Origin of the sequence: Streptomyces sp. NPDC051909, from assembly GCF_040681095.1 — a bacterium.
Classification (GTDB): Bacteria; Actinomycetota; Actinomycetes; order Streptomycetales; family Streptomycetaceae; genus Streptomyces.
In genome coordinates this window covers 12564-35650 of record NZ_JBFAYA010000037.1, presented here as the reverse complement: position 1 = coordinate 35650, position 23087 = coordinate 12564, and the positions used below count along the sequence as shown (strand labels likewise).

Genomic DNA, 23087 nt, shown 5'->3' with positions numbered 1-23087 from the left:
GTCGACATGGGCGGCTACCTCAGCTTGGGGTCGAGGGCGTCGCGCACCGCGTCGCCGAGCATGATGAAGGCGAGCACCGTGATGGCGAGCGCGCCGGCCGGCCAGAGCAGCATGTGCGGGGCGTTGCGGATGTACTGCGAGGCCGAGGAGATGTCGATGCCCCAGGAGACGGTCGGCGGTTTCAGGCCGACGCCGAGGTACGACAGGGTCGCCTCCAGGGCGACGTAGGTGCCGAGCGCGATGGTCGCGACGACGATCACGGGGGCGACCGCGTTGGGCGCGATGTGGCGCAGCAGCATCCGGGAGTTGGAGGCGCCGAGGGCCCGGGCGGCCTGCACGTAGTCGTTCTGTTTGGCGGTGATGACGGAGCCGCGGGCGATGCGGGAGACCTGTGGCCAGCCGAGCAGCACGATGAAGCCGATGACGGGCCAGACGGTGGCACTGGACACCACGGACAGGAAGACGAGGCCGCCGAGGACGACGGGGATGGCGAAGAAGACGTCGGTGATCCGGGAGAGGACGCCGTCCCAGCCGCCGCCGAAGAAGCCGGCGAGTCCGCCGAGGATGCTGCCGAGGATCGCGACGCCGAGGGTGGCGCAGACGCCGACGGTGACGGAGGTGCGGGCACCGTAGACGACCCGGGTGTAGACGTCGCAGCCCTGGCCGTTGAAGCCGAAGGGATGGCCGGGCTGGGAGCCCTCCTGGGCCTTGGCCAGGTCGCAGTCGAGCGGGTCTCCGGAGGCGATCAGCTGGGGCCAGATGGAGATGATCACCAGGAAGAGGATGACGAGGCCGGAGATGATGAAGACCGGGTTGCGGCGCAGGTCGTGCCAGGCGTCGGACCAGAGGGAGCGGGCCTTCTGCTCGGGGCCGGGGCCGGCGCTGCCGGGGTCGGTCTCCTCGGGCGGCTCGGGGTTCTTCTCCAGGGTCTCGGCCTCGGCGGTGCCGTAGTCGGCCGCGCCTCCGGCGCCGGTCGAGGCCACGGCGCGTCCTTCCTCGCCGTACGACTCCAGTGGTTCAAACGGCTCGGGCTCAGGCATAGCGAATCCTCGGGTCAAGGACGGCGTAGAGGAGGTCGACCAGCAGGTTGGCGATCAGGAACACCAGGACGAGGACGGTCACGAAGCCGACCACGGTCTGGGTGTTCTGGCGGACGATGCCCTGGTAGAGCTGGTAGCCGACGCCGTGGATGTTGAAGATCCGTTCGGTGACGATGGCGCCGCCCATGAGCGCGCCGACGTCGGCGCCGATGAACGTCACCACGGGGATGAGGCTGTTGCGCAGCAGGTGGCGGGTGATGACCCGGCGGCGCGGCAGGCCCTTGGCGACCGCGGTACGGACGTAGTCGGCGCGCTTGTTCTCGGCGATCGAGGTGCGGGTGAGCCGGGTGACGTAGGCGAGCGACACGGACGCGAGGACGAGGCCGGGGACGATGAGTTCGTTGAAGGGCGCCTCGGGCGAGACGGCCGGTTCGATCCAGCCCCATTCGACGCCGAGCAGCAGCTGGACCAGCAGACCGGTGACGAAGGTCGGGATGGCGAGGACGACCAGGGTGAGCAGCAGCACCGAGGTGTCGACGGGGTGGCCGCGCTTGAGACCGGTGAGCACGCCGAGGGTGATGCCGATGACGATCTCGAAGAAGATGGCGACGATGGTGAGCCGGATGGTGACCGGGAAGGCGGTGGACATCAGCTCGGTGACCGGCTGCCCGTTGAAGGCGGTGCCGAAGTCGCCGGTGAAGACGTTGCCCATGTAGGTCAGGTATTGCTGCCAGACGGGCTTGTCGAGGCCGAACTCCTTGCGCAGCTGGGCGGCGGTCGCCGGGTCGCAGGCCCGGTCGCCGCACAGGCCGGCGATGGGGTCGCCCATCACGTTCACCATCAGGAAGATCAGCAGCGTGGCGCCGAAGAAGACCGGGATCATCTGCAGCAGACGCCGGATCACATAACGACCCATGGGGGGCTCCGGGGGTTGGGGGAAGGCGTACGGCCCGGCGCGGGGGTGCCGCCGGCCGGGCCGTACGCCGCCGATCCGCTACGGCGTCAGTCGACCTTGATCTGTTCGTAGACGGGCACGCTGAACGGGTTCAGGGTCACGTTGGAGACGCGCTCCGAGTAGCCGGCGCTGCCGTTCTGGTACCAGAGCGGGATGGCGCCCATCTGGTCCCGCAGCACCTCCTCGGCCTGCTGGAAGGTCTGGACGGCCTTAGCCTGGTCGGTCTCCGCGTTGGCCTGGTCGACCAGCTTGTCGAACTGGGCGTTGCTCCACTTGCCGTCGTTGGACGAGGCGCCGGTGTAGTACAGCGGCTGGAGGAAGTTCTGGATGAGCGGGTAGTCCATCTGCCAGCCGGCCCGGAACGGTCCCGGCATCTTGGACTGGGTGATCTGGTTGCGGAAGTCGGCGAAGGTGCCGATGGGGTTGCCGACGCAGGCCTTGGTGTTTCCGAGGGCCTTGTTGATGGAGTTGCAGACCGCGTCCACCCACTCCTTGTGGGAGCCGGTGTCGGCGTTGTACGAGATCTTCATCGTGCCGCCGGGGATGCCGCCGCCCTCGGCGACCAGCTTCTTCGCCTCGGCGGCGTTGTACTTGCAGGCGTCGCCGCAGAGGGTGGAGCTGTAGCCGCCGTCCTCGCCGAGCACCGGGGAGGTCCAGTCGGTGGCGGGGGTGCGGGTGTTCTGGAAGATCGTCTTGGTGATCTGCTCGCGGTCGATGGCCATCGACAGGCCGGTGCGCAGCTTCTCCTGGCCCGGCTTGTTCCAGGCCGGGTCGTAGAAGGGGAAGGCGAGGGTCTGGATGATGCCGGCGGGCTGGTTGATGTACCGGTCGCCGAGGTCGGCCTGGACGTTCTTCAGCTGGGAGGCGGGCACGTCGTCGACGAGGTCGAGGTTGCCGGCCGTCAGGTCGGTGTAGGCGGTGTTGTTGTCGGTGTACACCTTGAGGGTGACGCCGCCGTTCTGCGCCTTGTCCGGGCCCGGGTAGTCGGCCCACTTCACGAGCTCCATCTGGGAGCCCTTGGCGTACGACTGGATGGTGTACGGGCCGTTGCCGACGGGCTTGGCGATCCAGGCGGCGTGGTCCGTGAAGAAGGCCTGGGGCAGCGGCGAGAAGGCCGCGTAGCCGAGGGTGTCGGGCCAGGTGGAGAACTTCTGGGTCAGCTTGACCGTGAAGGTCTGGTCGTCGACCACCTTCAGGCCGGACATCGTCTGGGCCGTGGGCTCGCCGGACTCGGGGTGGACCTGGTCGTAGCCCTCGATCTGGCCGAAGAAGAACGCGTTGCGCTGGTTGTTCTTCAGGTTGGCGCCGTAGTTCCAGGCGTCCACGAAGGACCTGGCGGTGACCTTCTCGCCGTTGGAGAAGGTCCAGCCGCTCTTGACGGTGATGGTGAAGTTGGTCGAGTCGGTGGTGTCGATCTTCTCGGCGAGCATGTTGTTCGCCGCGCCGGTCTTCGGGTCGTACTGCTTGAGCCCGCGGAAGATCATGGACAGCACCTTGCCGCCCTGCACCTCGTTGGTGTTGGCCGGCTCCAACGGGTTCTGCGGGTCGCCCCAGGAGGAGCTGACGATCCCTTCGGCGCCACCGCCGCCACCCCCACCGCCGTCGTCGCCACCGCCACAGGCGGTCGCCGCGAGGGCGACTGCGGTGGCCAGAGCGGCCCACTTGGCGTGCGTGGCTCCGCGCATGGAGTGCCTCCCGATGTCCTCACTGTTACTTAGGCCCCAATATCACCTCTTTGCCGGGAGAGTGCATTTTTACGGCGTCCGTATGAACGGGGTCGGACAGGCGAAGGCCCCCGCACCTCCATGGAGGTGCGGGGGCCTTCGGGTCGGACGGTCAGCTCGCGCCGACGATGTCCTTCTCCTCCGCGAAGTGGCACGCGGACTCGTGCGCCGCCAGGGTGTCCTGGCCGCGGAAGCGCTCCGGGATCGCGAGGACCGGCACCTCGGTGGCGCACTTGTCCTGCGCCTTCCAGCAGCGGGTGCGGAAGCGGCAGCCCGACGGCGGGTTCGCCGGCGAGGGCACGTCACCGGTGAGGATGATCCGCTCGCGGTGCGCGCGGGCCTCCGGGTCCGGCACCGGCACCGCGGAGAGCAGCGCCTGCGTGTACGGGTGGGTCGGGTGGTCGTAGATCTGGGTGTCCGTACCGATCTCGGCCATCTTGCCCAGGTACATCACGCCGACGCGGTCCGAGATGTGCCGGACGATCGACAGGTCGTGCGCGATGAAGATGTAGGACAGGTTGAACTCGTCCTGCAGCTTCTCCATCAGGTTGATGACCTGCGCCTGGACGGACACGTCCAGGGCGGAGACCGGCTCGTCGCAGATGATGATCTCCGGGTTGAGCGCGAGGCCGCGGGCGATGCCGATGCGCTGGCGCTGACCGCCGGAGAACTGGTGCGGGTAGCGGTTGATGTACTCGGGGTTCAGACCGACGACGTCGAGCAGCTCCTGCACCTTGCGGCGCCGGTCGCCCTTCGGGGCCACCTCGGGGTGGATGTCGAAGGGCTCGCCGATGATGTCGCCGACCGTCATACGCGGGTTCAGCGAGGTGTACGGGTCCTGGAACACCATCTGGATGTTCCGGCGCACGGCCTTCAGCGCGCGGCCGGACAGCTTGGTGATGTCCTGCCCCTTGTAGAAGACCTCGCCCGCGGTGGCCCGCTCCAGGTTCATCAGGAGCTTGGCGACCGTGGACTTGCCACAGCCGGACTCGCCCACGATGCCGAGGGTCTCGCCCTGGAAGAGGTCGAAGGAGACCCCGTCCACGGCCTTGACCGCACCGACCTTCTTCTTGAAGAGGATGCCCTGGGTCAGCGGGAAGTGCTTCTGCAGGTTGCGCACCTGGAGGATCGGCTCACCGCGCTCGACGGGAGCCTCGATGGCGGCCAGGGCCGCCTCGTCGGACACGCCCCCGGCGTTGTCGTTCTTGCTGAGCTCAGCCATGGATCGTCTCCTTCCAGAAGTGGCAGGCGCTCTTGCGGCCCGGCAGCTCGGCGCCGTCCTGCTCGGTGACCGGCACCAGGGCCGGCACCTCGGTGTGGCAGAGGTCGCTCGCCATGGGGCAGCGCGGGTTGAAGGCGCAGCCCGAGGGGATGGCGAGCAGGTTGGGCGGCAGACCCTTGATCGCGTACAGCTCCTGGCCCTTCTGGTCCAGGCGCGGGATCGAGTCGAGCAGACCCCGGGTGTACGGGTGGGCCGGGCGCTTGTACAGCTCGTGCACGGGCGCCTGCTCCACGATCCGGCCGGCGTACATGACCGCGATCTTGTCCGCGACGTCGGCGACGACGCCGAGGTCGTGGGTGATCAGGATCAGACCCATGTTGTACTCGCGCTGCAGCTCGGCGAGCAGGTCCATGACCTGGGCCTGGACGGTCACGTCGAGGGCCGTGGTCGGCTCGTCGGCGATGATCAGGTCCGGCTCCAGGGCCAGCGCCATGGCGATCATGATGCGCTGGCGCATACCGCCGGAGAACTGGTGCGGGTAGTCGTCGACCCGGGCCTTGGCGGCCGGGATCTTGACCTTGTCCATCAGCTCGATGGCCTTGGCCCTGGCGTCCTTCTTGGACAGGCCGTGGTGGACCCGGAACATCTCGCCGAGCTGGTAGCCGACGGTGAGGACCGGGTTCAGCGAGGACAGCGCGTCCTGGAAGATCATCGCGATGCGACGGCCGCGGATCTTCCGGCGCTCCTCGTTGGACATCTTCAGCATGTCCTGGCCGCGGAACAGGATCTCGCCCTGCGGGATCTTGCCGGGCGGCATGTCGAGGATGCCCATGATGGCCTGCGCGGTCACGGACTTGCCGGAGCCGGACTCGCCGAGCACGGCGAGCGTCTCTCCGGCGCTGACCGAGTAGTTGACTCCGTTGACCGCCTTGGCCACACCGTCGCGGGTGTGGAACTCCACGTGCAGGTCTCGGACTTCGAGCAGCGGACCGTTGTAGTCGTCGCCGCCGCGCGGCGCCGGGACGGCCGCGGTCTTGTCGATGGTGGTCATCGTGTACGCCCTCCTCAGCGCAGCTTGGGGTCGAGGGCGTTGCGGACGGCTTCGCCGAGCATGATGAACGCCAGGACGGTGATGCTCAGCATCAGCGACGGGTACAGCAGGATGTGCGGCGAGGTGCGGATCGCCGCGACACCGGCCGAGATGTCGACGCCCCACGAGACGGTCGGGGCGGCGAGGCCCAGGCCGAGGTAGGAGAGCGTGGCCTCGGCGGAGATGTAGCCGCCGAGCGCGATCGTCGCGACGACGATCACCGGGGCCATGGCGTTCGGCAGGATGTGGCGGAACAGGATCCGGGTGGTGCCGGCGCCGAGGGCCTTCGCGGCGTGGACGTAGTCGGCCTGCTTCACCGTGATCACGGCACCGCGCATGACGCGGGTGATCTGGGTCCAGCCGAGGAACGCCAGGGCGAAGACGACGACCCAGATGGTGCGCTCGGTGAAGGACTGCAGGACGACCATGGCGCCGAGCAGGAACGGGATGCCGAAGAAGATGTCCGTGATCCGGGAGAGGATCGCGTCCGTGATGCCGCCGAAGTAGCCGGCCAGCATGCCCGTGATGCCGCCGACGACCGTGACGATCAGGGTGACGCAGACGCCCACGATGATCGAGGCGCGGGTGCCGTGGATCAGGCGGGCGTAGACGGAGCGGCCCTGGATGTCGTAGCCGAGCCAGCCCTCGGAACCGACGCTGCCCAGCTCGGGCTTGCCGATGTAGTGGTGGACGAGGTCGCCCGCGGTCGGCGAGGCGCTGGTGAACAGGCCGGGGAAGGCGGAGATCAGCAGCAGCAGGAAGATCAGCACCGACGACACGATGAAGTACGGGTTGCGGCGCAGGTCCCGCCAGGCGTCGCCCCACAGGGAGCGGGCCTTCTCCTGCTTCGGCGCGGGAGCGTCCTTGGCGACGGAGCGGGTGTCGACGGCGTCCTCGGTCGCGGTGGCGACGGTCTTGGTCACGTCAGGCATACCGGATCCTCGGGTCCAGGACCGCGTACAGCAGGTCGATGAGCAGGCTGGTGACCAGGTAGACGATCACCAGGATGGTGACGAGGCCGACCAGGGTCGAGCCCTCTCGGCGGGTGATCGACTCGTAGATCAGACCACCGACACCCTTGATGTTGAAGATGCCCTCGGTGACGACGGCGCCGCCCATCAGCGCGCCGATGTCGGTGCCCAGGAAGGTGACGACGGGAATCATCGAGTTGCGCATCAGGTGGACGCCGATGACGCGGCGCTTCGGCAGACCCTTGGCGATGGCGGTGCGCATGTAGTCGGCGCGCAGGTTCTCCGCCATGGACGTACGGGTCAGGCGGGCCACGTAGGCGAGGGAGAGGCCACCGAGCACGATGGCCGGGGCGATCATCTCGGAGATCAGCTGGTCGTTGCTGACGTTCGGGGCCATCCAGCCGAGCTGGAACGCGAAGACCAGCTTGATGATGAAGGCGAGCACGAAGACCGGGATCGAGATGATCAGCAGGGTGAGGATCAGGATGATGTTGTCCGCCAGGCGGCCGGCCTTGAGGCCGGCGATGATGCCGAGCGTGACACCGAAGACCATCTCGAAAGCGAAGGCCATGGCCGCGAGTTGCAGCGTGACGGGGAACGCTTCACCCAGCACCTCCGTGACCGGGCGCCCGTTGCGGATCTGGGTGCCGAAGTCGAAGTGCAGGAGGATGTTGGTCATGTAGTCCCAGTACTGCACCAGGATCGGCTTGTCGAGCCCGAGTTGGTGCTTGATCTTCGCGAGAGTCGCGGGGTCTACACCCTTGTCACCGAACAGACCGGCCACGGGGTCGCCGGGCAGGCTGTAGACCATGAGGAAGATCAGCAGGGTTGTCCCGAAGAAGACCGGGATCATCTGGAGCAGTCGTCGTGCGACATAGCGCCCCATCGTGCCTCCGTTGAGATGTGACAGCGGACAGCCGACAGGCCCTCCCCCGATACGACGCCCGGATACGGGCATGCGTATGTCGTGGAAGGGCCCCCCAGCCGCTGCGTAAGGCGCCGGGGGCGGAGCTGGCCCATGGCCAGCTCCACGCGCGGCTTGCGGACTGCGCTTACGCGCTTACTTCTTGACCTCGACGCCGGTCAGGATCGGGTCGCCGTCCTGACCGAACTTGACGCCGCTGACCTTCTCGGAGTAGCCCGCGTTGACCTTGTAGTACCAGAGCGGGATCGACGGCATGTAGTTGACCAGGTCCTTCTCGATGGCCTGGTACGCCTTGACCGACTCGTCGAGCGTCTTGACCGTGTCGGCGGCCGCGATCTTGGCGTCCAGCTCCTTGTTGGAGAAGCCGCCCTGGTTGCCACCCGCACCGGTGCGGAACAGGTCGCTGATGAAGTTGGCGTTGACCGGGTAGTCGAGCACCCAGCCGGAGCGGTACAGGGACTTGACCTGCTTCGTCTTACGAGCGGTCAGGTCGGCCTGGAAGTCCGGCTTGCCGTCGCCGACGCACTGGACGCCGGTGGCCTGCTGGATGGAGTTGCAGACAGCGTCCACCCACTCCTTGTGACCGCCGTCCGCGTTGAACTGGATGGAGATCTTGTTGCCCGGGACGCCGCCGCCGGCCTTGATGAGCTCCTTGGCCTTGGCCGGGTCGTACTTGGTGACGTCGCCGGCCGCGTTCTCCTGGAAGCCCAGAACGCCCTTGGCCACCCAGCCCGTCGCGGGCTCACGGGTGCCGTTCAGCACCGTCTTGGTGATGGTGGCGCGGTCGATGGCCATCGACAGACCCTGGATGACCTTCGGGTCGACCTGCTTCGGCTTCGACCACTGGTCGGCGTAGAAGGCGACGGCGATCGACTGGATCGCGGAGTACGCCTCGTCCACGGCGCGGTCGCCGAGGTCCTGGCGGTAGACCGGCAGGTCCTTCGGGCCGACCTGGGTGATGACGTCGAGGTTGCCGGACTTCAGGTCCTCGTAGGCGGCTTCGAGGCCGGTGTAGTTCTTGTAGATCACACCGCCGTTCTTCGCCTTGTTCGGGCCCTTGTAGCCGTCGAAGCGAACGACCTCGATCTGCTTCTTGTGGTCCCAGCTCTTGAACTTGTAGGGACCGTTGCCGACCGGGTTCTGGCCCGCGGCCTTCGTGTCCTTGTAGAAGGAGTCCGCCAGCGGCGCGAAGGCGATGTAGGCGAGCTTGTGACCGAAGTACGGAACGGACTGCGACAGCTCGATGGTGAAGGTGCTGTCGTCGACGACCTTCAGGCCCTCGAGCTTGTCCGCGGTCGGCTTGGCGCCCTCCGCCTCGGGGTGGACCTTGTCGAAGCCCTTGATGTCAGCGAACCAGGACGAGAGGCCCATGGCGTTGTTGACGTTGGCGTTCCAGTTCCACGCGTCCACGTAGGACTTGGCGGTGACCGGGGTGCCGTCGTGGAAGGTCCAGCCCTGCTTGAGCTTGACGGTCCACGTCTTGGAGTCCGTGGTGGTGACCGACTCGGCGTTGATCATCTCCAGGGAGCCGTCGGCCTTGTAGTCGACCAGGGTCGAGTACAGGCCACGCATGACGAGGGAGCCGTACGACTCCATCGTGTCACCCGTGTACAGCGGCTTCTCCGGCTCGCCGTTCTCGACGGTGAAGATGCCGTTCGGGTCCACGCCCTTGGCGTCGGAGCCGCTACCGCCCTTACCTCCGCCACAGGCGGTCGCTGCCAGGGCGACGACGATCGCGCCCACTACCCACTTGGCGCTCTTGGCACCGCGCATGGGAGTTCCTCCTCATGAGTCCACTTGTCACTACAAGAGGGGCGCGCAAGGTGGTCGCCGACACCCCTGACGGCGTTTCACCTCTGCACCCGCAGTGTGCTCGTGAGTCGGCACTCCCCACAGTGCGTGACCCATTGACCCGAGCTCAATGGAGCCAACTATTAAGTACGTCCGGGCTGTAAACCACACTTAAGCGGTCTCGGTTTGACAACATCGCCAGGGGCGGGAAGCCCGAAATCCGGACAAAGCGAGCACAGACAGACACCGACGAAACGGACCGTTAACACACGTTCCGGAGAGCGACGGCCGATAACCGGACGCTCGGCTTCTGAAACCAGGTTGACGAAAAGTTGAGAGTCGGTCCTGAAAGAGGCCCGGCCCCCCGTACGTGGTACGGGGGGCCGGGCCTCCGGATGTGATCTTCCGCTCGCCCTCCTCGGAGGGCGGACCGGGAGGGTCAGCCGTTCTTCGCGCGCGAGGCGGAGCGGCCGCGCTCCTTCTGGTCCAGGACGACCTTGCGGATGCGGACGGCCTCCGGGGTCACCTCGACGCACTCGTCGTCGCGGCAGAACTCCAGGGACTGCTCCAGGGAGAGCTTGCGCGGCGGGACGATCGCCTCGAAGGAGTCGGCGGAGGAGGAGCGCATGTTGGTGAGCTTCTTCTCCTTGGTGATGTTCACGTCCATGTCGTCGGAGCGCGAGTTCTCGCCGACGATCATGCCCTCGTACACCTCGGTGCCGGGGTCGGTGAACAGGACGCCGCGCTCCTGGAGGTTGGTCATCGCGAAGGCGGTGACCGCACCCGCGCGGTCGGCGACCAGCGAGCCGTTGTTACGGGTCGTCAGCGTGCCGAACCACGGCTCGTGGCCCTCGTGGATCGAGTGGGCGATGCCCGTGCCGCGGGTGTTGGTGAGGAACTCCGTACGGAAGCCGATGAGGCCGCGGGACGGGACGACGAACTCCATGCGGACCCAGCCGGAGCCGTGGTTCGACATGTTGTCCATGCGGCCCTTGCGGACACCCATGAGCTGGGTGACGGCACCCATGTGCTCCTCGGGCACGTCGACCGTGAGGCGCTCGACGGGCTCGTGGACCTTGCCGTCGACCTCCTTGGTGACGACCTGCGGCTTGCCGATGGTGAGCTCGAAGCCCTCGCGGCGCATCTGCTCGACCAGGATGGCGAGCGCGAGCTCACCACGGCCCTGGACCTCCCAGGCGTCCGGGCGCTCGGTGTCGAGGACGCGGAGCGAGACGTTACCGATCAGCTCGCGGTCCAGGCGGTCCTTCACCTGGCGGGCGGTGACCTTGCGGTCCTTGACCGCGGCCTTGGCGTCCGCGCCCTTGCCGGTGCCACCGCGGCCGACGAGCGGCGAGGTGTTCGTACCGATGGTCATGGAGATGGCCGGCTGGTCGACCGTGATCAGCGGCAGCGCGATCGGGTTCTCCGGGTCGGCCAGGGTCTCGCCGATCATGATGTCGGGGATACCGGCGACGGCGCAGATGTCACCGGGGCCGGCGACCTCGGCCGGCTTGCGGGTGAGCGCCTCGGTCATCATCAGCTCGGTGATGCGGACGTTGGAGATCGTGCCGTCCCGCTTGATCCACGCGACCGTCTGGCCCTTGCGCAGCTCGCCCTGCTCGACGCGGAGCAGCGCGATACGGCCGAGGAAGTTGTCGGCGTCGAGGTTGGTGACGTGGGCCTGGAGCGGCGCGTCCTCCTCGTAGGCCGGGGCCGGGACGTGCTCCAGGATGGTGGAGAAGAAGGGCTCCAGGTTGTCGGAGTCCTGCGGGACCGTGCCGTCGGCCGGCTTGGTCAGCGAGGCGATGCCGTCGCGGCCGCAGGCGTAGACGATCGGGAACTCGATCTGGTCCTCGTCGGCGTCCAGGTCCAGGAAGAGGTCGTAGGTCTCGTTGACGACCTCGTCGATCCGGGAGTCCGGGCGGTCCGTCTTGTTGATGCAGAGGATGACGGGCAGGCGCTGCTGGAGGGCCTTGCGCAGCACGAAGCGGGTCTGCGGGAGCGGGCCCTCGGAGGCGTCCACCAGGAGGACGACGGCGTCGACCATCGACAGACCGCGCTCGACCTCGCCACCGAAGTCGGCGTGGCCGGGGGTGTCGATGATGTTGATCGTGATCGGGGCCCCGCCGTCCTTGGGGTGGTACTTCACCGCCGTGTTCTTGGCGAGGATCGTGATGCCCTTCTCACGCTCCAGGTCGTTCGAGTCCATGACTCGGTCGTCGACCTGCTGGTGGGCGGCGAAGGCACCGGCCTGCTTGAGCATGGCGTCGACGATGGTCGTCTTGCCGTGGTCGACGTGGGCGACGATGGCGACGTTACGGATGTCGTGGCGCGTGGGCATGGGTGGCTTGCGCTTCTCTCGGATCGTGGGAATCGGCGTCAGTTCCTCTTACGCCCGCCGGGCGGACGCGCCACGGCTATGTCCCATGGTACGGGGCCGCCGTGCAAGGGGCTTCCCCGGATCGATCCGAGAGGGTCTACTAGGAGGTTTCAAGGGTGTGGGGAGTGTCACGCGGGCCGGGTCAAAGGGCCGCTGCGATCGTGCCCGCCCGGCCCGCCGCCGGGCAAGGAACTTGAGCTGCTTCTGAGCTTGCGACTTGGAGTTTCGGCCGCTTTCGGGTAATGGGGTCGATTCGCGTACGGGGCGGAGGGCGTCCGTCCGGATCGGGCGGCGTCCGTCCGGGGCAAGGCGGGGGCCAGGCGAGGGCCCGGCAAGGCGGGGCCGGTCAAGGCGAGGGCCCGGCCGGTGCGGCTGCCCGGCCGGGCCCTGGTCCTTCTGGGTGGCTCAGCGCTTGTTGCGCTCCGCGCCCTGCGCGCTCTGCGGCTTCTTGTAGCCGATGTCCTGGTAGCGCGGGGCGGCGAAGCCCCAGGCGCCGGCGTTCACCAGCTCCGGCTTGGCCGCGACCAGCTGCGGGCGCTGGTAGAGCGGGATGGAACCGGCCGCGGCCCAGATCCGGGCGTCGGCCTGGCGGACCAGGTCACGGGCCTCCTCCTCGTCGAGGGTGGCCGCCGCCTGGTCGAAGAGCTGGTCGATACGGTCGGTGCCGACCCGCGCGTAGTTCTGCTCGACCAGGAGCGAGCCGTCGGAGGCCGGCTCCGGCTTGGCGTAGATCGGCCGGGCGTCGGTCGCCGGGAAGGCGGTGGCGGGCCAGGAGTAGAGGGCCAGGTCGTATTCGCCGGAGGCGATGTGGTCCTTGAAGAAGCTCTCGTCGGAGACCTTGGTGACCTCGGTGCGGATGCCGACCGCGTCGAGCATCCGGACGATCCGGTCGCCGACCGCCCGCAGCGACTCCGAGCCCGGCCCGGACGGCAGGACGAAGCGGAGGCTGAGCGCCTTGCCGTCCTTGCCGAGGGCCTTCGCCGCGGCGGCGTCGACGGCGGCCGGGGCGGCCGGGGCGGCGGAACCGCGCGGCGCGTAGGCGCCGGCCACCGGCTTGGTGCCCGTACCGGTGTCGAGGGCCGCGGCCTGGCGGAGCAGCGCGGCGCTCTGGAGGGCGGCGACGGGGGCGGGCGCGAGGATGTTGGTGCCGTTCTCGGGGCCGCCGGCGCCGATCAGCGGGCTGGTGCGGCGGTCGCCCGGCTTGTCGTCGCCGACGATGTAGAGCCCCTCGTCGGAGGCGGCGTCGCCGTCCTTCTCGCGCGCCTTCTCGTCGGCGGCCTTCTTCTCGGCGGCCGCCTTGTCCGCAGTCGCCTTGTCCGCGGCCGCCTTCTTCTCGGCGTCGGTCTTCTCGGCCGTCTCGGCCTTCTCCGCGTCCTTGGCCGCGGCGCCGTCCTTCGTGGCCGCCTCGCTCCCGGCCTTGGTCCCGTCGCTCGTCGCGGGCTTCTTCAGCGCGCCGCCCGGCACCCAGCCGGCGTCGGCGAGCAGCGCCGCCGCCTCCTTGGTGTCCTGGTCGCCGAGCGCGTCGCTGCTGTCGGCGTAGGCGGGCTGGCCGGCGAGGGCCAGGTGGCTGCCCGGCGGCCGGGCCGGCAGGCCGAGCGGCTTGAGGACGGTCTCGGCCAGCTCCCGCCGGTCGATCGCCCGCGCGACCGCGCGGCGCACCCGCTCGTCGGCGAGCGGCCCGGACTCCCCGTTCAGGGAGAGCTGGGTGTAGGCGGGCTCCAGGGACTTGCGGACCACGAACTTCGCGAGGCCGTTCTGCTCGGTGGCGTACGCGGCGACGGCCTTGCGGTTCTCCTCGCGGGCGGCCCGCACCTCCTCGGCCTTCTCCTCGTCGGAGCCGTGGGCGAGCGCCCAGGAGCGCAGGGCGGCGGCCGGGGTGATGCCGGCGCCGGGGCCGTGGGCCAGTGCGGCCTGGGCGCCGTTCTGCCCGGCCCGGGCGTCCCGTACCGCGAGCGCGATCCGCTCGGCGGCGGACCGGTCGATCTCGGCGAGGTCCAGCTTTCCGGCGGCGAGCGCGGCGGCCCGGTCGGCGCGGGGCACGGCGGTCAGGACGAGGCTGTCGAGCTTGGCGGCCTGGCCCCACCAGCGGGGGTTGCGGGCGAGCGTGACGCTGCCGGTCTTGCGGTCGACGCTCTTGAGGAGGAACGGTCCTGCGGTGGCCTTCAGGGCGGTGCGGGCGCCGTCGTTGAAGGTGTTCGGGGTGCCCATCACCTCCTTCGGGTAGAGCGGGGAGAAGAGCGCCCGCCAGTCGGCGTACGGCTTGGCGAAGGTGACCCGCACCTCCAGGTCGTTCTTGCCGCGCTCGATCTTCTCGATCCGCTCGTACCCGGCGTTGCGGGCGGTCCAGTAGGCGGTGTCGCGGCCGCTGAGCGCGCGCCACTGGGCGACGAAGTCCGGTGCGCCGATCTCCCGGCCGTTGCTCCACACCGCCTGCTGGTTGAGCTTGTAGAGGACGACCTGCTTGGGCTCGGTCTCGACGACCTGCGCGGACTCCAGGAAGTCGGGGTTGAGCTGCGGCCGGCCGCGCTCGTCGAGGGTGTGCAGGGCGGGCAGCACGGCCCCGGCGATGCGCGCGGTGGCGGCGTCGGCGTCGGCCTGGAACGCGTTGAGGGTGGTGGGCAGGGCGTCGACGGCCCAGCGCACGGTCCCGCCGTCGGCGACCTTGTCGCGCGCGGCCGGCGCGTTGTCCTGGGCGGCGGCGGGCGGCTCGTCGCCGCCGTCCCCGGAGCTGCATCCGGCGAGCACGGCCAGGGCGAGGACCGCGCTGCCGAGGGAGGCGACGGAGCGGAGCGTGCGGGAGCGGGGGCTCCTGGAGCATGTCCTTCCGCGAGGGGCGCCGACCTGGGACATGACTTGTACCCCTTCGTCCAGTTTTATGCCATTTGGAGATGATCACACCTATTGCTCATACACTGAAAAGGACGGAGCGGATCCGGTGACGGCGACACGGCGGCACGGTCGGCAAACCCCACTCGTGCGGCCCAATCGCCCGCACACCAGGGCGCTCCGGACGAGTGGAATCACGTGCACACGGCTTCCCAAGCGGGATGTGACGCGCGACACTCGCGTGAGTCCCGCACCGGCGGAAACCGGCGGAAGTCGCTCGCGGAAGTGAGGGCAACCATGTCCGTTCAGGACGACCTGGCGGCCGTCAGGCGCCGCCTGCAGGACCTGGAACACACGGTCGAAGAGCTGGAACGCCGCGTCGGGGCAGAACGGGGCACGCCGGCCGGGAGCCGCACCGAGCCCATGGTGACGATCCCCGACACCCCGTACGACTCCCAGAAGTGGACGGACACCGACGACGAGGGCCTGGGAGCACGCGACCGCCACGCGCCGTAGAGCCGAGGAGGCCCTGTTGGCCACAGGTACGGAACCCCCATCGGCGACCACGGGGGTGCGCTCGACCGGGCGCGCCTCCCTCGCCGCACCCCATCTGCGCACCGACCGCTGGTGGCTGGCGCCCGCCGCCACCGCGGCCGGACTGCTCGCCTTCGTGGCGTACTCGACCTGGCGGGCCTTCGCGAACGCCCACTACTACGCCGCCCCCTACGTCTCCCCGTTCTACTCGCCCTGCCTCGCCGAGAACTGCGTCCCGATGCGGGGCGGCCCCAACTGGGAGATCTTCGGCAGCTGGTGGACCCTCTCCCCCGCCCTGCTGATCCTGGTCTTCCCGCTCGGCTTCCGGCTGACCTGCTACTACTACCGGAAGGCCTACTACCGGGGCTTCTGGGCCTCTCCCCCGGCCTGCGCGGTGGCCGAACCCCATCGCGCGTACAGCGGCGAGACCCGCTTCCCGCTGATCCTGCAGAACGTCCACCGCTACTTCTTCTACCTCGCCCTGCCGGTCGCCGGGATCCTCACCTACGACACCGTGCTGGCCTTCCGCGACGAGCACTACGCCTGGGGCCACGCGGGCCTCGGCACCCTGGTCTTCCTCGTCAACATCGTCCTCATCTGGGCGTACACCCTGTCCTGCCACTCCTGCCGGCATGTCGTCGGCGGCCGGCTGCGGCACTTCTCGAAGCATCCCGTCCGCTACCGGCTGTGGACCTGGGTCGGCCGGCTGAACCGCCACCACATGCGGCTCGCCTGGGCCTCGCTGATCAGCGTCGCCCTCTGCGACCTGTACGTGTACCTGCTCGCCACCGGCGCCTTCGACGACCCGAGGTTCTTCTGACATGACTTCTGTGGAACGCCAGCGGTGGGACGTGATCGTGGTCGGCGCCGGGGGCGCCGGGCTGCGCGCGGCGATCGAGGCACGGCAGCGGGGCGCCCGTACCGCCGTCATCTGCAAGTCCCTCTTCGGCAAGGCGCACACGGTGATGGCCGAGGGCGGCATCGCCGCCGCCATGGCCAACGCCAACCCGCACGACACCTGGCAGACCCACTTCCGCGACACCATGCGCGGCGGGAAGTTCCTCAACCAGTGGCGGATGGCCGAGCTGCACGCCCAGGAGGCCCCCGACCGGGTGTGGGAGCTGGAGACCTGGGGCGCGCTCTTCGACCGCACGGCGGACGGGCGGATCTCCCAGCGCAACTTCGGCGGCCACGAGTACCCGCGGCTCGCCCACGTCGGCGACCGCACCGGCCTGGAGCTGATCCGCACCCTCCAGCAGAAGACCGTCGCGCTCCAGCAGGAGGACTTCCGGGAGACCGGCGACCACGAGAGCCGCCTGAAGGTCTTCCAGGAGTCCACGGTCACTCGGATCTTGAAAGAACACAGCCTCGAGGACGCTTCGGGACGGGTCGCGGGGGTCTTCTGCTACGAGCGGGAGACCGGCCGCTTCTTCGTCCTTCAGGCGCCCGCGGTCGTCCTCGCGACCGGCGGCATCGGCAAGTCCTTCAAGGTGACCTCCAACTCCTGGGAGTACACCGGCGACGGGCACGCCCTCGCCCTGCTCGCCGGGGCGCCGCTGATGAACATGGAGTTCGTGCAGTTCCATCCGACCGGGATGGTCTGGCCGCCGTCGGTGAAGGGCATCCTCGTCACCGAGTCGGTGCGCGGCGACGGCGGAGTGCTCAGGAACTCCGAGGGCGAGCGATTCATGTTCGACTACGTCCCCGAGGTCTTCAAGGAGAAGTACGCGCGGTCGGAGGAGGAGGGCGACCGCTGGTACGAGGACCCGGAGAACAACCGGCGCCCGCCCGAGCTGCTGCCGCGCGACGAGGTGGCACGGGCGATCAACGCCGAGGTGAAGGCGGGCCGCGGCTCCCCGCACGGCGGGGTGTTCCTGGACGTGTCGACACGGATGCCGGCCGAGGTGATCCGGCGCCGGCTGCCCTCGATGTACCACCAGTTCAAGGAGCTGGCGGACGTCGACATCACGGCGGAGCCGATGGAGGTCGGGCCGACCTGCCACTACGTGATGGGCGGCATCAACGTCGACTCGGAGACCGCCGCCACCGTCGGCGTCCCCGGTCTCTTCGCGGCCGGCGAGGTCGCCGGCGGCATGCACGGCTCCAACCGGCTCGGCGGGAACTCGCTCTCCGACCTGCTGGTGTTCGGCCGCCGCGCCGGACTGCACGCGGCGGAGTACGCGGCCGAGCAGGCGGCGGGGGCCGGGGCCGCCGAGGTCGGTGAGGAGGCGGTCGCGGCGGCGCGGGCGGAGGCGCTGGCCCCGTTCGACGGCGACTCCTTCGGCGACGCCGCCGAGAACCCGTACACCCTCCATCAGGAACTCCAGCAGACGATGAACGACCTGGTCGGGATCATCCGGCGGGAGGGCGAGATGGCCGAGGCCCTGGAACGGATCGCCGAGCTGCGCGAGCGGGCGGGGCGGGTCGCCGTCGAGGGCCACCGGCAGTTCAACCCCGGCTGGCACCTCGCCCTCGACCTGCGCAACATGCTGCTCGTCGGCGAGTGCGTGGCCCGGTCCGCCCTGGAACGCACCGAGTCCCGCGGCGGCCACACCCGGGAGGACCGCCCCGCCATGGACCGCTCCTGGCGCCCGGTGAACCTGCTGTGCCGGACCGAGGGCGCGGGCATCGCCCTGGAACGGGTGCGCACGGAGCCGATCCGTCCCGATCTGCTCGCCCTGTTCGACAAGGAGGAGCTGGCCAAGTACCTCGCCGAGGAGGAGCTGGACTCGAAGGAGCTGGGGTCATGAGCACGTACGAGGCACGGTTCCGGGTCTGGCGGGGCGACGCGGGGGGCGGCGGCCTGACCGACTACACGGTGGAGGTGCACGACGGCGAGGTGGTCCTCGACATCGTCCACCGTCTCCAGGCCACCCAGGCCCCCGACCTGGCCGTCCGCTGGAACTGCAAGGCCGGCAAGTGCGGCTCCTGCTCGGCCGAGATCAACGGCCGCCCGCGCCTGCTGTGCATGACCCGGATGTCGGTCTTCGACCGCGACGAGACGGTCACCATCACCCCGATGCGCGCCTTCCCGGTGATCCGCGACCTGGTCACCGACGTCTCCTTCAACTACGCCAAGGCCCGCGAGATCCCGGCCTTCGTCCCGCCCGCCGACCTCGCCCCCGGCGAGTACCGGATGAAGCAGGAGGACGTCGACCGCTCGCAGGAGTTCCGCAAGTGCATCGAGTGCTTCCTGTGCCAGAACACCTGCCACGTCGTCCGCGACCACGAGGAGAACAAGGCCGTCTTCGCCGGGCCCCGCTTCCTCATGCGCATCGCCGAACTCGACATGCACCCCCTCGACGCGGCCGGAGCCTCCGGCCTCGACCGCCGCCGCACGGCCCAGGACACGCACGGCCTCGGCTACTGCAACATCACCAAGTGCTGCACCGAGGTCTGCCCCGAGAACATCGCCATCACCGACAACGCCCTCATCCCGATGAAGGAACGCGTGGTGGACCGCTCGTACGACCCCGTCGTCTGGCTCGGCAGCCGCATCCGCCGCCGGAAGGGCTGAGCCCGGCGGGGCCGGTCAGTGCCAGCCCTCCCGGTAGGCCTGCCAGTCGCCCTCCTCCGCCGCGAAGTCGACGTACAGGGCCACCCCGAACCGGTCCCGTCCCGGATCCGTCCGGCCCAGGCCGAGGCGGACGCCGCGGACGGCTGCCGTGACCGTCTCGGCGGACTCGTGGTGGCCGAGGTCGTCCTCGTGGAAGAAGGGGAGGCCCATGAGGAGGTCGGTGTCCTCGGGCGTGACCTCCAGGGCGAGGGCGGTCTGCTGGGCGACGTAACCCCCGTAGAGCCCTTCCAGGGGCATCCAGGTGTCGTAGGACATCACGGCTATCTGGTCGACGCGGCGGGCGACCTGGCCGAAGAACTCCTGCGACCACCACTTCTCGCTGCCGTTGGACGAGACCGCGCCGAGGACCGTGTGCGCGGCCGGGAGCGGGTCTATCTGGTGGGCGGCGACGGACAGCGGGGCCTTGCGGGGGCGGGTGAGGGCACGGAGGTCGTCGAGGAGGGAGAGGTAGTCGGCGTCGTCGGAGTGGAGCGGCTCCAGGTCGAAGTGGACGCCCTCGAAGCCGGCGTCGAGAACCTGACGGGCCGACGTCACCACGGCGGCCCGGGTCCGGGCGTCCTCCAGGCGCAGCCCGTCGGGGCCCTCGGTGGCGAGGACATCGCCGAGCCAGGCGTGCACCCGTATGCCGGGCATCGTGCGGTGCACGCCGTCGACGAGCCAGCGGGCCCGGGGGTGACGGGCGGCCGGGAGGGTGCCATCGTGTTCGAGCGGTCCGGCGTGGACGTACAGGTCACGGATGCCGGTGCCCTTGATCCGGGCGGCGAAGGCGGTCAGGTCGGCGTCCTTCTTGCGGCCGTCGACCCAGGCGTGCCCGAGCCATATCGCGTCCTTGCCGCGGCTCTTCGTCGCCTCCCCCGGATCGCCGGCGTAGTTGAGGCGCAGGGCCGTGCCCGCGACGAGAACGGGCACGACGAGCGCCAGGACGAGTCCGAGCACCCACCGACGGCCCCGCCGCCACACGCGCTTCCACCGTCCGTTCAACCGGTCCCCCCAAGGCTTGTCGTATCACTGGAACCACCGTAGCGATGACTACCGACAGTGACGCGAGCCTGTGGAGAATGGTTTCGGCATTCGCCCGCGCCCCGGTCGCGCCCCCGCAAACCCGGACATAGCCTCCCTCATGTGACGCGAATAGCCGCCCGAGCCCTGCTCTCGGTCCTGGTGGCGACGTGGTGGCTGGTCGTGCCCGCCGTTCACGGCGCCCACGCCGACGACCCCGTCGTGCTGTCCCGCGAGGGACAGATCACCGACCGGGTCGACGCGCTCGGCGACCGGCGGCCCGAGGTGGTCCGGGCCCTCGACGGCCTCTACGACGCCCGCCGCGTCCAGCTCTTCGTCGTCTACGTACGGGACTTCTCCGGCCGCGCCGCCCAGAACTGGGCCGACGCCACCGCCGAGCGCAACGGGCTCGGCACGGACGACGTGCTGCTCGCCGTCGCCACCCACGACCGCCGGTACGGCTACTCGGCCGACCCCGGCTCCCGCCTCACCCAGGCCCAGCTCGACGACGTCGCCCGCACCGCCATCGAGCCCGCCCTGCGGCAGAACGACTGGGCCGGCGCGGCCGTCGGCGCCGCGAACGGCTACACCGCCGTACTCGCCGGACAGCCCGTCCCCGCCCCCACGATCACCCCCGGCCCGGCCGACCCCGGCGGCTCCGCGGACGACGAGGACTCGACCTCCGCCTCCGACCTCGTCCTGCCCGTGGTCCTGGTCGGCGGCGCGAGCGCCGTCGCCGCCTACGCGTACACCAGACGCCGCCGCCGGACCCGGACCCGCACCACCCCCGCCGACTCCCAGGGCTGGGGACCTCCGAAGGCCCCGCAGCAGCCCACCCTCGACGAGCTCGACGGCCGGGCCCGCACCACCCTGGTCGCCACCGACGACGCCGTCCGCACCAGCCAGGAGGAACTGGGCTTCGCGACCGCCCAGTTCGGCGACGAGGCGGTCAAGCCGTTCACGGAGGCGGTGACGTACGCGCGAGGCGAGCTGACCGCCGCGTTCCGGCTGCGGCAGCAGCTCGACGACGCGTTCCCCGAGGACGACGCGACCCGCCGCGCCATGCTGGAGGAGATCCTCCGGCGCTGCGCCGACGCCGACGCCCGCCTCGACGGCGAGGCGGCGGACTTCGACCGGCTGCGGGACCTGGAGCGCACCGCCCCGGACGCGCTCGCCGCCGTGGAGGCCGCGTTCCGCGAGCAGACCGGCCGGGTCGGCAGCGCGGAGGCGGCGCTGACCGCGATGCGCGAGCGCTACACGGAGTCCGCGGCGGCCCCCGTCTCCGGCGACGTCGAACAGGCCAAGGACCGTCTGGTGTTCGCCACCGCCACCGTCGACCAGGCCCGGCAGCTGATCGACCGGGGCGACAACGGCGGCGCGGCCGTGCAGATCCGCGCCGCCGAGGGCGCCGTCGACCAGGCGGCACGGCTGATCGAGGCCGTGGACCGGCGGGCCCGGGAACTCGCGGAGGCGGTGGGAAAGCTGTCCGGCGCGCTGACCGAGACGGAGGCCGACCTCGCCGACGCCCGCGGGCTCCTGGAGGGGATCGGCGAGGGCGTGCCGACGGCCGACCTGCGGGGCCGGATCAGGCGGGCCGAGTCGGTGCTCGCCGCGGTGCGGACGGCGGTGGAGTCCGGCCGTTACGACCCGATCGACGCGCTGCGCCGGGTCGAGGAGGCGGACACCGCGCTCGACGAGGCCCTGGCGGGCGCCCGGGAGCGCGAGTCCGGCTCCCGGCGGGCCCGCGCACTGCTCGACCAGACCCTGCTCACGGCCCGCTCCGCGACCGGCGCCGCCACCGACTACGTGACGACCCACCGCGGCGCGGTCGGCGCGGAGGCCCGCACCCGCCTCGCCGAGGCGCGGCGCCGGCTCGACCGGGCGGAGCAGCTGGCCGAGGAGGACCCGGCGGCGGCGCTGACCGAGGCCCAGCAGGCGGACGCACTCGCCCGGCGCGCCCAGGACCTCGCCGAGCAGGACGTGCGCCGGTACGGGAATCCCAACGGCCTCGGCGGTGCCACGGGCGGCGTCGCGGGCTCGGGTGGCGGCGGCCTCGGCGGGGCGGTGCTCGGCGGCATCATCCTGGGCGGCCTTTTCGGCGGGGGCGGCTCGTCCGGCAGCCCGTCCCGGGGCCGGTCCGGCGGCTTCGGGGGCGGCTTCGGCGGCGGTCCCGGCAGCTTCGGCGGCGGGGGCACGCGCGGCCGGCTCGGCGGCGGCGGCCGCTTCTGAACCCGGGCGCCCGACCCGTACACCCGCGCCCGTCCCCGTAACCCTCCCCGTAACCCCGCACCCCCCGTACCGCGCAAGGAGAAGAAGGACATGAGCAAGCAGACCGTCCTCGGCCGGGTCACCCAGCTCGCGAAGGCCAACATCAACGCCCTCCTCGACCAGGCGGAGGATCCGCAGAAGATGCTGGACCAGCTGATCCGCGACTACGCGAACAACATCGCGGAGGCGGAGGAGGCGGTGGCGGCGACCATCGGCAATCTGCGGCTGATGGAGCAGGACCACGCGGAGGACGTGGCCGCGGCGAAGGAGTGGGGTGAGAAGGCCCTCGCCGCGAGCCGCCGGGGAGACCAGATGCGGGCCGGCGGGCAGACCACCGAGGCCGACCGCTTCGACAACCTCGCCAAGGTCGCGCTCGGCCGCCAGCTCCAGTCGGAGAAGGAGGCGAAGACGGCCGAGCCGACCATCGCCGCCCAGACCGAGGTCGTACAGAAGCTCAGGACCGGCCTCGACCAGATGAGGACGAAGCTGGGCGAGCTGCAGGCCAAGCGCGACGAGCTGGTCGCGCGGGCGAAGTCCGCGCAGGCGCAGAACACGATGATGGACGCGGTGAAGAACATCGACGTGCTCGATCCGTCGAGCGAGCTGAGCCGTTTCGAGGACAAGGTGCGCAGGGAGGAGGCGAAGGCCCTGGGCAAGCAGGAGCTCGCCGCCTCCTCCCTGGACGCGCAGTTCGAGCAGCTGGACGCCCTCGGCGACCAGGCCGAGATCGAGGCCCGGCTCGCCGCCCTCAAGGGCTGAGCCGGGCCTGTGTGCGCCGGTGTGTC

17 protein-coding genes are annotated in these 23087 nt (G+C 70.0%); 6 read left to right on the top strand and 11 right to left on the bottom strand.

Features of this window, described 5'->3' with window-relative positions:
- Nucleotides 1-14: 14 nt before the first annotated feature.
- From AB0M18_RS33760 to AB0M18_RS33715, 10 genes are all read right to left on the bottom strand, one after another.
- Nucleotides 15-1040 carry an ABC transporter permease gene (locus AB0M18_RS33760; protein WP_365764839.1) on the bottom strand — a complete coding sequence of 342 codons (1026 nt, stop codon included), beginning with the start codon at nt 1038-1040 and terminating at the stop codon, nt 15-17.
- Nucleotides 1033-1956, bottom strand: coding sequence for an ABC transporter permease (locus tag AB0M18_RS33755; RefSeq protein ID WP_365764837.1), 924 nt, complete (start codon nt 1954-1956; stop codon nt 1033-1035). The genes AB0M18_RS33760 and AB0M18_RS33755 overlap by 8 nt, the downstream gene beginning before the upstream one ends.
- Before the next feature lie 86 nt (nt 1957-2042).
- A complete protein-coding gene (locus AB0M18_RS33750; RefSeq protein ID WP_365764835.1) occupies nt 2043-3680 on the bottom strand; it encodes an ABC transporter substrate-binding protein in 1638 nt (545 codons plus the stop codon).
- Between the two features lie 151 nt (nt 3681-3831).
- A complete protein-coding gene (locus AB0M18_RS33745; protein ID WP_365764833.1) occupies nt 3832-4941 on the bottom strand; it encodes a dipeptide ABC transporter ATP-binding protein in 1110 nt (369 codons plus the stop codon).
- A complete protein-coding gene (locus AB0M18_RS33740; RefSeq protein WP_365764831.1) occupies nt 4934-5992 on the bottom strand; it encodes an ABC transporter ATP-binding protein in 1059 nt (352 codons plus the stop codon). The genes AB0M18_RS33745 and AB0M18_RS33740 overlap by 8 nt, the downstream gene beginning before the upstream one ends.
- 14 nt (nt 5993-6006) lie before the next feature.
- On the bottom strand, nt 6007-6963 hold the full coding sequence (locus AB0M18_RS33735; RefSeq protein ID WP_365764829.1) for an ABC transporter permease: 957 nt from the start codon (nt 6961-6963) through the stop codon (nt 6007-6009).
- On the bottom strand, nt 6956-7888 hold the full coding sequence (locus tag AB0M18_RS33730) for an ABC transporter permease (RefSeq protein WP_365764827.1): 933 nt from the start codon (nt 7886-7888) through the stop codon (nt 6956-6958). The genes AB0M18_RS33735 and AB0M18_RS33730 overlap by 8 nt, the downstream gene beginning before the upstream one ends.
- 174 nt (nt 7889-8062) lie before the next feature.
- On the bottom strand, nt 8063-9700 hold the full coding sequence (locus tag AB0M18_RS33725; RefSeq protein WP_365764825.1) for an ABC transporter substrate-binding protein: 1638 nt from the start codon (nt 9698-9700) through the stop codon (nt 8063-8065).
- A 457-nt stretch (nt 9701-10157) separates the two neighbouring features.
- On the bottom strand, nt 10158-12059 hold the full coding sequence (typA, locus tag AB0M18_RS33720; protein WP_365764823.1) for a translational GTPase TypA: 1902 nt from the start codon (nt 12057-12059) through the stop codon (nt 10158-10160).
- Nucleotides 12060-12503: 444 nt separating this feature from the next.
- The gene (locus AB0M18_RS33715; protein WP_365764821.1) at nt 12504-14948 is read right to left on the bottom strand and encodes an ABC transporter family substrate-binding protein; all 2445 of its coding nucleotides are present in this window, start codon (nt 14946-14948) and stop codon (nt 12504-12506) included.
- A 273-nt stretch (nt 14949-15221) separates the two neighbouring features.
- Between AB0M18_RS33715 and AB0M18_RS33710 the strand changes: the two genes are divergently transcribed.
- From AB0M18_RS33710 to AB0M18_RS33695, 4 genes are read left to right on the top strand one after another with little or no spacing between them, the layout of a single operon-like run.
- On the top strand, nt 15222-15440 hold the full coding sequence (locus tag AB0M18_RS33710) for a hypothetical protein (RefSeq protein ID WP_365764819.1): 219 nt from the start codon (nt 15222-15224) through the stop codon (nt 15438-15440).
- Between the two features lie 16 nt (nt 15441-15456).
- Entirely contained in the window at nt 15457-16278 is an 822-nt protein-coding gene (locus AB0M18_RS33705; protein WP_365764817.1) for a hypothetical protein, read from the top strand.
- 1 nt (nt 16279) lies between these two features.
- Nucleotides 16280-18208: a fumarate reductase/succinate dehydrogenase flavoprotein subunit gene (locus AB0M18_RS33700; RefSeq protein ID WP_365764815.1), complete on the top strand. Its 1929-nt coding sequence runs from the start codon at nt 16280-16282 to the stop codon at nt 18206-18208.
- On the top strand, nt 18205-18975 hold the full coding sequence (locus tag AB0M18_RS33695) for a succinate dehydrogenase/fumarate reductase iron-sulfur subunit (protein ID WP_365764813.1): 771 nt from the start codon (nt 18205-18207) through the stop codon (nt 18973-18975). Before AB0M18_RS33700 ends, AB0M18_RS33695 begins: the two co-directional genes overlap by 4 nt.
- 15 nt (nt 18976-18990) lie before the next feature.
- Here AB0M18_RS33695 and AB0M18_RS33690 read toward each other — a convergent pair whose 3' ends face one another.
- On the bottom strand, nt 18991-20016 hold the full coding sequence (locus AB0M18_RS33690; RefSeq protein ID WP_365764811.1) for a hypothetical protein: 1026 nt from the start codon (nt 20014-20016) through the stop codon (nt 18991-18993).
- Nucleotides 20017-20157: 141 nt separating this feature from the next.
- Here AB0M18_RS33690 and AB0M18_RS33685 point away from each other — a divergent pair, with 141 nt between their 5' ends.
- Both AB0M18_RS33685 and AB0M18_RS33680 read left to right on the top strand, forming a co-directional pair.
- Nucleotides 20158-22263: a TPM domain-containing protein gene (locus AB0M18_RS33685; protein WP_365764809.1), complete on the top strand. Its 2106-nt coding sequence runs from the start codon at nt 20158-20160 to the stop codon at nt 22261-22263.
- Between the two features lie 90 nt (nt 22264-22353).
- A complete protein-coding gene (locus tag AB0M18_RS33680; RefSeq protein WP_365764807.1) occupies nt 22354-23061 on the top strand; it encodes a PspA/IM30 family protein in 708 nt (235 codons plus the stop codon).
- Nucleotides 23062-23087 lie beyond the last annotated feature (26 nt).